General features: G+C 65.5%; 11 protein-coding genes. 4 read left to right on the forward strand and 7 right to left on the reverse strand.

Going from position 1 to position 12,945, the window contains the following annotated elements; all coding sequences use genetic code 11:
* The first annotated feature begins 75 nt into the window (after positions 1 to 75).
* From ACWGQ2_RS13660 to ACWGQ2_RS13675, 4 genes are all read left to right on the forward strand, one after another.
* Positions 76 to 942, forward strand: coding sequence for a methyltransferase domain-containing protein (locus ACWGQ2_RS13660; RefSeq protein ID WP_452018114.1), 867 nt, complete (start codon positions 76 to 78; stop codon positions 940 to 942).
* Positions 943 to 1,123: 181 nt separating this feature from the next.
* Positions 1,124 to 1,648, forward strand: a complete 525-nt coding sequence (locus ACWGQ2_RS13665) for an NfeD family protein (RefSeq protein ID WP_452018116.1) — start codon at positions 1,124 to 1,126, stop codon at positions 1,646 to 1,648.
* Positions 1,649 to 1,766: 118 nt separating this feature from the next.
* Positions 1,767 to 2,783, forward strand: coding sequence for an SPFH domain-containing protein (locus tag ACWGQ2_RS13670; protein WP_452018118.1), 1,017 nt, complete (start codon positions 1,767 to 1,769; stop codon positions 2,781 to 2,783).
* Between the two features lie 210 nt (positions 2,784 to 2,993).
* Positions 2,994 to 3,341: an RNA polymerase-binding protein RbpA gene (locus ACWGQ2_RS13675; RefSeq protein ID WP_152227916.1), complete on the forward strand. Its 348-nt coding sequence runs from the start codon at positions 2,994 to 2,996 to the stop codon at positions 3,339 to 3,341.
* Positions 3,342 to 3,443: 102 nt separating this feature from the next.
* On the opposite strand, the gene ACWGQ2_RS13680 is transcribed toward ACWGQ2_RS13675, so the two are convergent.
* From ACWGQ2_RS13680 to ACWGQ2_RS13710, 7 genes are all read right to left on the reverse strand, one after another.
* Positions 3,444 to 4,172: a polyprenol monophosphomannose synthase gene (locus ACWGQ2_RS13680; RefSeq protein WP_452018121.1), complete on the reverse strand. Its 729-nt coding sequence runs from the start codon at positions 4,170 to 4,172 to the stop codon at positions 3,444 to 3,446.
* Between the two features lie 482 nt (positions 4,173 to 4,654).
* Positions 4,655 to 6,295 carry an amidohydrolase gene (locus ACWGQ2_RS13685; RefSeq protein ID WP_452018123.1) on the reverse strand — a complete coding sequence of 547 codons (1,641 nt, stop codon included), beginning with the start codon at positions 6,293 to 6,295 and terminating at the stop codon, positions 4,655 to 4,657.
* 72 nt (positions 6,296 to 6,367) lie between these two features.
* Positions 6,368 to 9,217 (reverse strand): DEAD/DEAH box helicase, encoded by a 2,850-nt coding sequence (locus ACWGQ2_RS13690; protein WP_452018125.1) that lies wholly within the window; start codon positions 9,215 to 9,217, stop codon positions 6,368 to 6,370.
* Between the two features lie 97 nt (positions 9,218 to 9,314).
* A complete protein-coding gene (tatC, locus tag ACWGQ2_RS13695) occupies positions 9,315 to 10,100 on the reverse strand; it encodes a twin-arginine translocase subunit TatC (protein WP_452018127.1) in 786 nt (261 codons plus the stop codon).
* A 47-nt stretch (positions 10,101 to 10,147) separates the two neighbouring features.
* Positions 10,148 to 10,441 carry a Sec-independent protein translocase subunit TatA gene (gene tatA, locus ACWGQ2_RS13700; protein WP_452018129.1) on the reverse strand — a complete coding sequence of 98 codons (294 nt, stop codon included), beginning with the start codon at positions 10,439 to 10,441 and terminating at the stop codon, positions 10,148 to 10,150.
* Positions 10,442 to 10,473: 32 nt separating this feature from the next.
* Complete coding sequence (locus ACWGQ2_RS13705) at positions 10,474 to 10,806, reverse strand: hypothetical protein (protein ID WP_452018131.1); 333 nt, start codon at positions 10,804 to 10,806, stop codon at positions 10,474 to 10,476.
* A 74-nt stretch (positions 10,807 to 10,880) separates the two neighbouring features.
* Positions 10,881 to 12,878, reverse strand: coding sequence for a helix-turn-helix transcriptional regulator (locus tag ACWGQ2_RS13710; RefSeq protein ID WP_452018133.1), 1,998 nt, complete (start codon positions 12,876 to 12,878; stop codon positions 10,881 to 10,883).
* Between the last annotated feature and the right edge of the window lie 67 nt (positions 12,879 to 12,945).

Below are 12,945 nucleotides of genomic sequence, written 5' to 3' on the forward strand. Positions count from 1 at the left end.
CCTAGCAACAGCCGGTTCGTGCCGCCGCGCACAGCCCTGGGCTGTGCCGGCATTGCGGCGGCCTAAGATTGGGGTATGCCCTCCGGAGAACGCCGCCTGCTGACCTGCCCGAACTGCGGCGGTGACCTGAAACCCGATGCTGCCCGGACCAGCCTCAGCTGCCCCTCCGGGCACCGGTACGACGCCGCCAAACAGGGCTACTTCAACCTGCTCACCGGTGCGGGCACCAAGTTCCAGGCAGATACGGCACAGATGGTCCAGGCACGCGCCGGCTTCCTGGCCGCCGGACATTATGCGCCGCTGGCCCGCAGGCTCGCCTCCCTTGCCGCGGGCGCCGGCAGCGGTGCTGAGCCGGGCCCGGTAGTGCTTGATGCCGGCGCCGGCACGGGGTACTACCTCCGCGAAGTACAGCAGGCGACGGGAGCTTCCGTGGCCGTTGCGCTGGACATCTCGAAGTTCGCACTCCGCCGCGCAGCACGGGCGCTGCCAGGGGAATATGCACTGGTCTGGGACGTATGGCGCCCGCTGCCGCTGGCCGACGGCGCTGCGGACGTGCTGCTGAATGTTTTTGCCCCGCGCAACGCGGCTGAGTTCCGTCGGGTGCTTGCCCCGGGAGGCACACTTCTGGTGGTCACTCCCCTGCCCGGGCATCTGCGGGAAATCCGTTCACTGGCCGGCATGCTCGAAATCGGCGGCGAAAAAGAGACCCGGGTAGCCCAGTCGCTGGGGTCCGGATTCGCCCCTGGGCCTGCGGAGCATCTTGAGTTCCGGATGTCCCTTTCCCGCACCGACGTCGAGAATGTGGTCCTGATGGGTCCGTCAGCACATCACGTCGATGCGGACGCCCTCAGCGGCACCCTTGCACAGATGGATTTTCCCCTGCAGGTGAGCGCAGCGTTTTCGCTTCAGCAGTTCCGGGCAGCCGGTCCGGACGGGGCCTGACCGCCTCAGGAACAGCCGGCCGCGGCCCGGAATTGTGGCACGCCCGTAACCTGATGCGCCTAGGTAAACCCGCGTTTATCAGGCAGAATAAGCCACAAAGCCCGCAACTAACCACTCCGCCCGGCGCTGGACGGCACTGCAGCATCCCGGCACCGGGACAGACGGAGCCGGAGGGAAGATCATGCAGGAACTGTACAACTGGCTCGTCGATTACGGCTGGGTTCTCTGGCTGGTGCTTTTTCTAGGCTTTGCGGCCATCGAAACCCTCACCCTGGACCTCTTCTTCGCCATGCTGTCCGTAGGGGCGCTGGCCGCCATGCTTGCCGCTGTCCTGTCCGCACCGCTGTTCCTGCAGGTAGTGGTCTTCTGCATCGTTGCGCTGGCCATGATTGTGCTGGTTCGTCCCGTAGCCCTCAAACACCTCAAAACCGGAAGCAAGGAACAGCGGTCGAATATAGACCGGCTTATTGGTGACACAGCCGTCACGCTCGAGCCGGTCGGGTCGCGCACAGGAACCGTAAAAATCGGCGGTGATACCTGGACCGCCCGCACCGGAGACGGGTCCCTTCTTCCCGCCGGCGAGCAGGTAGCCGTGACCCGCATTGAAGGTGCCACGGCAGTGGTTGAGCCGCTGCCGTCCGCGGGCCGCCTGCATGCCGATGCAGACGAGCATGACGACGACGGCGGTCCCGCCGGCCGTCTGTAGGAGCACACAGACCACAACGGGACACCCGGCCAGCCGGCCGGGACCCGGACGCTCCCCGACACGGAGCAAGAATCAGGCTGGACCACAAACAAGGCCCGGCCGCAATGCAAGGGGGAATATGGAAACCACCGTCCTGTTAGTCATCCTGGCTGTCCTGGTCATCTTTGTCCTGGTCATCCTCGTAAAATCCATCCGGATCATTCCGCAGGCCCGTGCCGGCGTCGTTGAACGCCTCGGCAAGTACCTGCGGACCCTGAACCCGGGCCTGAACATCCTGATCCCGTTTGTAGACCGTCTGCTGCCGCTGCTTGATCTGCGTGAACAGGTTGTCTCCTTCCCCCCGCAGCAGGTCATCACCGAGGACAGCCTCGTGGTCTCCATTGACACCGTGGTCTACTTCCAGGTCACCGATGCACGCGCTGCCACATATGAGATTGCCAATTACATCCATGCGGTCGAACAGCTCACCACCACGACGCTCCGCAACGTGGTTGGTGGGCTGAATCTCGAGGAAGCACTGACTTCCCGGGACCGGATCAACGGCCAGCTGCGCGGCGTGCTGGACGAAGCCACCGGCCGCTGGGGTATCCGTGTCTCCCGCGTTGAGCTCAAGGCTATTGAACCGCCCCTGTCCATTCAGGACTCGATGGAAAAGCAGATGCGTGCCGAGCGTGAGCGCCGGGCAACCATCCTCACGGCCGAGGGCACCAAGCAGTCCCAGATTCTGACTGCTGAAGGCCGCCGCCAGGCCGCCATCCTCGCGGCTGAAGGTGATGCCAAGGCAGCGATCCTCCGCGCCGACGGCGAAGCGCAGGCAATCCAGAAGGTCTTCGATGCCATCCACAAGGGCAACCCGGACCAGAAGCTCCTTGCGTACCAGTACCTGCAGACGCTTCCCAAGCTCGCGGAAGGCGATTCCAACAAGCTCTGGATCATTCCCAGTGAACTCGGAGAGGCACTGCGGGGCGTCGGGTCCGCACTTGGGGACTACCTGCCGGATGTCCGGAACGGTGCGGCCGGCAACAGCGGAAGCAACGGAACCTCTGCAGCTGCGGGCACTGATCCCGCCGCTTCGGCGGGACAGACGGACACCGCTGCGGGCCTCCGGCTCGGATCCGGTGACGCTGTCCCCTAGCCGGCCGGTCGCCGTCGTACCCGGCTGCCGCTATAATTGACTGTTTGACGGGGAACAGGGCTTTGCCGGGAACAGGATTCGCGGCTGCCGCGTTGAATCGGAAGAGATATCCGGTGCGCAGCCGGTGTGAGCTTGAGCGGCTGTCCTTCTGGGCAGCGGGTATTACTGATGGACCCGCCGGGGTCTTTCGAAACTGATGAGGGAGAAAAAATGAGCGATCGTAGCCTGCGGGGTATGCGACTGGGTGCGCAGAGCATGGAGACGGAATCCGGTGTTGAGCCGGCTCCCCGCCAGCGCGTCGAGTACCGCTGCGAGGATGGCGAACGCGTGTTCGTGACCTTCGCCGCCGAGGCAGAGGTTCCCCCGGTCTGGGTTTCCAAGACCGGCAAGGAGGCTCTGCTGGTCGACGGCGAGAAGCCGGACACCAGCAACGAGAAGCCGGTGCGTACGCACTGGGACATGCTGCTCGAGCGCCGCAGCATTGAAGAGCTCGAAGTCATTCTCCAGGATCGTCTGGACAAGCTCCGTGAGCGCCGCGGAGAACGCGCCGCGTCCTAACGGCGGAGTGACCCGTGGTCACCGCAACGGTGACCCTACGGCGAAGGCCGGCAGCCACATGGCTGCCGGCCTTTCGCCGTCCCCGGATAAAAATTCCGGTGCCTAGCTGCGTCCGGTGAGCTTCTGCCAGCGGGCAGTCAGGCCCCACTTGGTCACGTTGGCAATCGCCTCAAAGACGATGTTGCCGCTCATCTTGGACGCGCCGAACTCGCGCTCCACAAAAGTGATGGGCACCTCGGTGATCTTCAGCCCAAGCCGCGCCACCCGGAAGGTCATGTCCACCTGGAAGCCGTAACCGACTGATTCAACAGCGGACAGATCAAGCTTCTCCAGGGTGCTGCGCCGGAACGCGCGGTAACCGGCAGTGATGTCCCGTACCGGAATGCCCAGCATCAGCCTCGAGTACGTGCTGCCTGCACGGGAGAGGAGCTTGCGGTGCAGCGGCCAGTTCACCACGGATCCCCCGGACACCCAGCGGGATCCGATGACCAGGTCTGCTCCAGCCGCCGAGGCCTCAAGGAGCAGCGGCAGCTGTTCGGGTTTGTGCGAGCCGTCGGCATCCATTTCAACGAGGACGTCGTAACCGTTCTCAAGCCCCCACCGGAATCCTGCGATATAGGCCGCTCCCAGCCCTTCCTTGCCCTTACGGTGCAGGACGTGGACCTGCGGGTCCAGTGCTGCCTGCTTGTCCGCGTAGGCGCCCGTTCCGTCCGGGGAGTTGTCATCCGCAATCAGCACGTCCGAGTCCGGGACAGCGGTGCGCAGGCGCTGCAGTGTCTTTGGCAGCGACTCAATTTCGTTGTAGGTGGGGATGATGGTGAGGACGCGCACTCAGTGGCCTTTCAACGAACACGAGCCGCGCTGATCGCGGCTCGGATGGGGGTACTGCGGACGAAGGCAGGATTACCAGTATAGGTGACCGGGGCATCCGGCGGTCCGCAGGCCGGCACTGCCGTGGCACACGAAGGGACAGGCGCATCCGTCTTCGGGCCAGTTCCGGGGGCTCCGGACCTGTTTTCTACTGACGGTTGAACCTGTCCCTGCGCGCTGCAACTACTGCCTGTGCTCCTGAGCCGGCCGGTGTTGCTTCAAACGGGCCCTTCACCGCGCTGGGTGAAAGACCATCACCCCACACATGTTCGTGCCCGGGCCTTGCAGCCGGGTCCCGGTGTAGCCGGTCCGTGCCGCGGTCTGTCTAGACTACGTCCTGAGCGGGAGGTGTCAACATCTTTCCTGACTAGGGCGTAATCTCTATAGCCGCAGGTCAGAGGCATAATGCGAACAGTTACGCAACGGTATTTTTTTTCGGGAGCCTAGCTAAAATCGGGCGCCCGGTAGAGTTCTGTTCCCAGGTGCACGGTCTGCAGGCAGCGCGGGAGCCGATCCGTGTCCAGCGCCGGCAGAAGCGGTGTTCCGGCGCGCGGGTCGGTGCTCCAGGAAGCCACCGAAGCATCGGGCGTCTGCACCATCAGTTCCTCCGCTTCCCACACCGCGAAGGAAGCCGGAGTGCCCGGTGCCAGCTGGCCAAGCATGGGGTTGCCGGTTCCGGCAGCACGCCAACCTGCACGGGTGTGGGCGATGAACGCTGCACGTGCCGAGATGCGTTCGGCGCTGTTTGAATGCATAACGGCGGCGCGGACGGCGCTCCACGGATCCAGGGCAGTGACGGGGGCATCGGACCCGAAGACCACCGGAACACCCGCAGAGAGCAGGGCGGCAAAGCGGTTCATGGATCCGCTGCGCTCCCCCAGCCGCTGGGAGTACATGCCGCCGGGAACTCCCCAGGCAGCGTCGAAGGACGGCTGCATGCTGGCGGTAATTCCGAAGCGCACCAAATCTGCGACCGCCTTGTCATCACTGAGTTCGAGGTGTTCCAGGCGGTGGTGGGCGGCGCGCAGGGCAGGCTCCCCAACGGCGTCGGCGGCGAGGTTCAGCGCCTGGATTACGGTGTCGAGACCGGCGTCGCCAATCACATGGAAACCTGCCTGCAGGCCCGCACGGGTGGCCAGCTCCAGATGCCGGGCAGCTTGTTCGGCACTGAGGTAGAGGCTGCCGGAAGTTTCCGGGGCGTCGGAGTACGGTGAGCGCAGGGCTGCTGTGCGGGCCCCGATGGATCCGTCGATATTCAGGTCTCCGGCCAGTCCCAGCAACCGGCCGTCGAAGGCGGCCATAATGTCAGCCACATCCGAATCGCTTCGGGCAAGCTGGCCCCAGTACGGCAGGATCTGCGGTGCGGGGGCATCGCCGAGACTGCCTTCCAGTCCCAGGAGCTGGCGGAGGTCCTCGGCAGGGGAAATGTGCGGGGCAGCCATTTCGGCGACGGCCACGATGCCCTGCGTTGCTGCCAGATCCAGGGCGGCACGCTGGTAGCGGGCACGCTCGGCGAGGGACAGGCTGCGGGAGAGCGTCCGTGCCGCTTCATGGGCATCACGGATCACAAAACCGTCCTCCCACCCGTCCATTCCAGCCAGCCCGAGTTCGGCGGCAAGGGTACCTGAGACCACGGCACAGTGGACGTCCGCACGGGCGAGGTAGACAGCGCGGTTGCCGGAGGCACGGTCCAGCTCCGCGGCGGTGGGCACCCGGCGGTCAGGCCAGCCGGATTCATCCCAGCCGTGCCCAATGATGAGCCCGGACGTGCGCGCGGCTTCTGCTGCAACGGCGTCAAGCATTTCAGCCAGGCTGCGCACGCCGGAGAGGTCCACCGAGGAAATGGCAAGCCCGGTCTCCGTCAGGTGGACGTGGGAGTCCACAAACCCCGGCGCAGCCAGTGCACCCTGGAGGTCCACGACGCGCATCTTGCTGTCCTGGATGGAGGTGGCAGCCTGTTCCGAGCCCACCCAGGCGACGGTGCCGCCGTCGACCAGCATGGCCGTGGCAAACGGATCGGCGGAACTGTAGACCGAGCCGTTCCGGTAGAGGGTCAGGGCATTGGCCGGGGCCGTGCTGTTCAAGGACTCACCTGTTCTGTGGTTTGTTCGAGGGGATAACGGAAGATATAGGCGCCGGGCTCCCGGAGGCCCGGCCTATTCACTCACTGCGGAGTATGCGACGACGCCGCGCTTAATCAGGTCGATCGCTTCGCGGCAGCGCCGGCGCAGGCCGGTGGGAATGTCCGGGACCTTGGCCAGCTGGTCAATCAGGTCGATTACCTGCTTGGACCAGCGGACAAAGTCGCCTGCGGCCAGCTCGGTGCCGTTGAGCGCCACCTGGAGGTGCTTGCCCCGGACCCACTTGTACATGGGCCAGACCAGTCCCAGCTCCGGTTCCCCGGTGACCGGCAGCATTTCTGCCTCTTCCAGGTCCGTGAGCTCGGACCACTGGCGGATCAGAATGTCCACCGCTCCGTCCAGGACGGCGCTGGGCATTTTCGGCCGCAGGCCGCGTTCCTCCCGCTTGGGCTGGTACACCAGTGCGGTGGCGAGACAGGCAAGCTCCACGGCGTCGACGTCGTCAAAGGCACCGTTCTCCAGCCCGAGTGCTGCCAGCAGGTCCTTCTCGCCGTAGATCCGGCGGAGTTTGCTGCCGGCGTCAGTCACCTGCAGTACACCGTCAGCGTCCGGAGCCACGTAGCCGTAGTGCTGCAGCAGCGACGTCACGCGGTCGAAGGTCTTGGCGATCGTGTTGGTCCTGCCGCGGATCTGGGCGGAAAGGGCGTCTGTCTCGCGACGCAGCTTCCACCAGCGCTCGGCCCAGCGGGCATGGTCTTCCCGGTCGCTGCACCCGTGGCAGGGGTGGGCGCGCATCTTCCGGCGCAGCTCGGCAATTGCCTGTTCCTGCCGGTCGGTGCCGGCGGTATGGAGGGACGCACCCCGGCTGCCTGCCGGACGCGGCGGGCGGTGCTCGCGGAGGGCATTGCGCAGCGATGAGGCGAGGTCGCGCCGGTCCTTGGGAGTCCGGGCGTTGAAGGACTTGGGGATGCGGATCTGGGAGACCACGTTGACGGCTCCGTCCAGGTCCTGAACGTGGAGCCGGCGGATCTGCTTGTCCTCAGTGAGGATGGTCGGCCGCGGGTCGCGGGCCCCGGAGTCCGGTGAGAGCACCACGGCGTAGCCCGGACTGCGGCCGCCGGGAACATCCACGACGTCTCCGGGCCGCAGGGTCTCAAGGGACGCGGCAGCGGCGCTGCGCAGGCTGCGGGACTTGGAGCGGGAGGCGTTGCTCTCCAGATCGGAGAGCCGGCGGCGGAGCGCGGCGTATTCGGTGAAGTCCCCCAGATGGCAGGTCATCGCCTTCTCGTACCCGGCCAGTGATTCCTCACGGGACCGAACCTGGCGGGCCAGACCCACCACGGACCGGTCCGCCTGGAACTGGGCGAAGGACGATTCAAGGATCTCCCTGGCCCGGTCGCGGCCGAACTGCGCGATCAGGTTGATGCTCATGTTGTAAGTGGGGCGGAAGGACGAGTTGAGCGGGTACGTCCGGCGGGAAGCCAGACCGGCTACAGCAGCCGGATCGGTTCCCGGCTGCCACAGCACCACGGCGTGGCCTTCGACGTCGATTCCACGGCGGCCGGCACGCCCGGTCAGCTGCGTGTACTCCCCCGCCGTGACGTCCACGTGGGCTTCGCCGTTGAACTTGTCCAGCTTCTCCAGGACCACGGACCGGGCAGGCATGTTCACGCCCAGGGCCAGCGTTTCCGTGGCGAAGACGGCGCGGACGAGCCCGGCAGCGAAGAGTTTCTCCACAACTTCCTTGAACGTGGGAAGCATGCCGGCGTGATGGGCGGCGAAACCGCGGATGAGTCCTTCACGCCAGGTCCAAAAACCAAGGACTTCCAGATCGTCCTCAGGGATGTCCCTGGCCGCCTCGTCCACCGTCCGGGCTATGACGGCGCGTTCAGCCTCACTGGTCAGCGTCAGGCCGGCGTCAACGCACTGCCGGACTGCGCCGTCGCAGCCGTTGCGGGAGAAGATAAAGGTGATGGCAGGCAGCAGCCCGCGCTTGTCCAGCTGGCTTATCACCTGTGGGCGGGATGCGCGCGGAGTCCGCGTCAGGGCGTTGGAGCCTGAGGGTCCCCGGCGGGCGTTGGCCGGCTTGCGTCCCCCGGGACCCGATCTTGGCCCGCCCCAGCGGCCGCGCTGGTTCAGCCGCGATTCGCTGCGGGCCAGTTCCTGCAGTTCGGGGTTGACCTTCACTTTGTCCCGGGCCCCGGCCGGCTCGTTTCCGGAGCCGGCCGTCTCATCGAAGGAGACGTCCGTGGCGAAAAGGTCAAGGATGTCCCGGCCCACCATTACGTGCTGCCACAGCGGCACCGGCCGGTGTTCGGTGACAACGACGTCGGTATCGCCGCGTACGGTGTCCAGCCAGGCGCCGAATTCCTCGGCGTTGGAGACGGTGGCGCTCAGGGAGACCAGCTGCACGTCCGAGCGGAGGTGGATGATGACCTCTTCCCAGACAGCACCGCGGAAGCGGTCGGCCAGATAGTGGACTTCGTCCATGACGACGTAGCCGAGGTCATCCAGGGTCTCTGAGTTGGCATAGAGCATGTTCCGCAGCACCTCGGTGGTCATGACCACAACGGGTGCATCCGGGTTAATGCTGGTGTCACCGGTGAGCAGGCCTACGTTGGCCGAGCCGTAGGAGGCTGAAAGCTCGGTGAATTTCTGGTTGCTCAGGGCCTTGATGGGCGTGGTGTAGAAGGCCTTGAGGCCCCGTTCCAGGGCCATGTAGACGGCGAACTCGCCTACCACGGTTTTTCCGGCACCGGTCGGGGCAGCTACCAGGACTCCGCGGCCGGCTTCAACCGAGCGGCAGGCTTCCAGCTGGAAGGGGTCAAGATCAAAACCCAGCGACTGCTCGAAGACTCCCAGGCGGGTCCGTGCGTGGCCGGTGCGTTCTTTGGCGGCAAGATACCGTTCAGACGGGGAAGTCATATCTCCAGCCTAGACGGTGCGCGGGGCGGGTTTGGCCTCCCGGCACGCGCACCTCATCCAGCGCGGCGGAGCCACGTACCGGGACAGGCAGCGGACCTTACAGGTCGTTGAGGCTCGATGCCCTGTCTGCTTCGGCGCTGACTGCTGCTTCGCGGGCCGCATTGCGCCGCACGCGCCGCTTGTCATTGATGAAGCAGAGTCCCACGGCAACAGCGAACAGCACCAGCAGCGGGGCAGCAAGGTAGAACATGCTCAGCGCGTCGCCGCCCGGAGCAGCCATGGCTGCGAACAGGCAGATGATGAACACGGTGATCCGCCAGTACTTCACGATGGTTTTACCGCTCAGCAGGCCGAGCAGGTTCAGTCCCACCATCACCACAGGAATCAGGAAGGCAATGCCAAAGGCAAGCAGCAGCCGCAGCACAAAGGCCAGGTACACCGACGCCGTAATAACGTTCGCAGCGCCTTCGGGAGTGAAGTCCGTCAGGACGCCTACGGCATTGGGGAGGATCAGCCAGGCCAGCCAGACGCCTGCCAGGAACAGCGGAACAGCGGCTGAGAGGAAGCCCAGGGCAGCGCGGCGTTCCTTGGTCTTGAGACCCGGGGTGATAAACGCCCAGAGCTGGTACAGCCAGAAAGGACTGGAAACCAGCACTCCGATGAAGACGGAGACCTGGATCATCTGGTCGAACGAGGTGGCCACGCCGTCGAAGTTGATGGTGGCCAGCCGGCCCTGCTCTTCAGAGAGCTCCCGGACCGGACGCGTCAGTTCGTTGAAGACAGGCATGTAGAGGAAAAAGCCGCCCACGGTGCCAAGCACCACTGCGATAGCAGCCTTGAACAGCCGGTTGCGGAATTCCCTCAGGTGTTCCTTGAGGGCCATCCGCCCTTCAGGGTTGGATTTGCGCCCCCGTTTCAGCGCCACGGCCGCTATGGGTTGGCGGGCGGGTTACCGCTGCCGGTATTGGGTCCGGCCGGCGGTGTGTGTCCCGCTGCTGGCCCCTGCTGGGGAGCGGCCTGGCCCGGATTGTTGACGACGCGGCCTTCGACCGGGTCTCCGTCCGCTGCTGCCGTGGTGTTTTCATCCTTCATCTGGCGCACCTCGGACTTGAAAATCCGAAGCGACTGGCCGACGCTGCGCGCCAGTCCCGGCAGCTTCGGGGCACCGAAGAGCAGGATCGCGATAACAATGATGATGACAATGTGCCAGCCTTCTAGGCGCATGCCGGTGTCCTTTCGTTTGAATGCATTCTATGTCAGAGCCCGGGGATATCGCGCCAGGCCCGCGGTTGTCCGCGGAGGATCCGGCGCTGCACACGGCGTTCACGCCGGGCCTCTTTCCGGGAGGCTTTGCCCTCGTCGTACCGGCGGCGTTCAGCTTCCGGATCAGCGAAGACTGCGGGCTGGAACCGGCCGGCCTCAGCCGGCGGAACAGGCGCAGTGATAAAGGACAGCCGTTCCCCGGCTGACTGGACTTCACGCAGCACTGCCATGAACTTGCGGAAGAGCCGGTAGCCGATCAGGACGTACAGCAGCAGGGCCACCGCTGTGAGGGCAACCCAAATCAGAATCCACGACCACCAAGGCATGTTTCCAGCATAGTGGAGGGCAGCGGTGAACCGGCGCAAAAACGGGTGCTCCGGCTCAGGGGTTCACCGCCTGTTCATTCGTAGTTCGCCGCCTCGTTCAGCCAAGCCTGCGTATCCCGGCGCAGGCTTTCGGGTTCCAGTACCGCCCCGGAACCTGCCAGCCGGGCAATAAACCCCGGAATCCAGCCGGAGTTGGCGGTACGCAGCACCACTGCCTGGCTGCCGTCCGGAAGCGCGGCGCGACGCTCGGCGTGGTAGGCGTCCGCCACCCAGGCCGCGTCCGGCAAAAGGCGGATTGTGACAAACTCGTCCGCCTCCCCCGGGGTGAAAAGGCTGGAGGGGAACTGCGGATCCGGTGCAGGCAGATCCCCGGCTGCCTCTCCCCTGTCTGTGATGGACAGGATCCGGTCCACCCGGAAGAACCTGCCGGCCTGTGCGCGGTGGCACCACGCATCCAGATACCAGGTGTTGTTGTCCGAGAAGATGCGGCGGGGGTCTACCACCCGGTCGGAGACCTCGTCGCGGCTCGGGACAACATACCGGATGGCCAGGCGCCTGCGGCCCGTGACGGCCTGCTGCAGATCATTCAGCAGATCCGGGGGTGTTCCCCCGGGCAGCAGTTCAGCGGCCAGGGACGTTCCCGCACCCGCGGCCGCACCGGCGGCTTCCGTAAGCTTGGCGTGGGCGGAGGTCACGGCGTCCGTCGGAGCGGCCCCGGGAAGGGCCGCGAGGGTGTCCAGTCCGACCACCAGGGCAGCAGCTTCATCCATGGACAGGCGCACCGGCTGCGAGAGGTTCTCCGCGTTGTCGATGTAGATCTCCCCGGTTTCGAAATTCACGTCCATCAGCCCGTTGGGGTAATAGCGGGGTCCGCTGACGAACAGCAGGTTCAGGTCCGAAGCCAGCTGTTCCGGGCTGACGCCGAACTTCCCCGCGGTCTCCGCCAGGTCTGCGCCCTGATTGGCCAGGATGTAGGGAACCAGATCCAGCAGCCGGCTAAGCCGTTCCTGCGCACCGGCATTCTTGGGTACGGTGCTGCGGACAGCCGCCGGCTCCGAAAACGCCGGAACCGGCTCGGCCTGAAGGCTGCGTGCACGGGACAGGGCGCTGCGTGCACCCGCCCTCAGCTCAGGCGGATGGACCGCCCGGGCTGCGCTGCCCAGGGCTGCCGTGTCAGCCGCAAGGGAATCCAGATCGGTGACGGTAAACCAGAGCCTGTCCCATCCGGGGCCGGGGTCGGGCAGTGCTGCCTGGTCGTCCGGGGAGCCGGTGGCCCGGAGCCGCAGCTCAGCGCCTGCACCGGCACGAACATCCACCGCTGCAGACGCCGGAGCAAACACCGAGTCCAGGGCAGCAAGGGATGTATGGATGTCGAAGCCCTGCGGGACGGTGTAACTGCCCCTGGCGGCAGTTACGCCGCTCGTCATCCGGGAGAGCCGGAACCAGCGTTCGGCGTTGCGGTCTGTGTCCCAGCCCACCAGGTACCAGTGGCCGTACCGTGATCCCATGCCCCAGGGCTGAACGGAGCGGGAAGATTCCCGGCCGTCAGATGCCCGGTAGCCGAAGCTGATGGGTGTCCGGCCGGTTACGGCGCGGAACACCTTGTCGAAATTCGGATCCGCGGTGCGGATCGCCGGGTGGACCGGGCTGGCTGCGGCGTCTTCGGCCAGAACACCGCGGGCACGGAGTTTGCGCAGTGCCCGGGCCGCCGCGGAGCCGAGTGAAGCCTGTTCCCACATCTGGGCAGCCAAGGCCAGGACAGCCGATTCTGCCGGGGTGAAAGTCACCTCGGGCAGCCGGTACTCCTCACTACGGATGCGGTAGCGCTGCAGGGAATTGTCCTGTTCGTAGAGCGGATCCTCGCTGTAGGACTCCACGGGGATGCCCTGCTCGCGCAGGAACTTCTTATCCCGGTCGAAGAGCTTCTCCCTCGCCTCGGCGGTGGCAGCTTCGGAATAGAGCTCGATTTCCTCGAACAGCTCGTGCTTGGTGAAACCGCGCCGGGTCGAAAGCAGGGCTATGACCAGGTTCAGCAGGCGCTCGGTGCGCTTTTCGGCAGATTTGGCAGACACACGGCTAATCTACCGCCGCCGGGCCCCGATGCACGCAAAGGGCGGCCCGCCGGTCACAGATGACCGG

The organism is Arthrobacter sp. NPDC055585, from assembly GCF_053619115.1.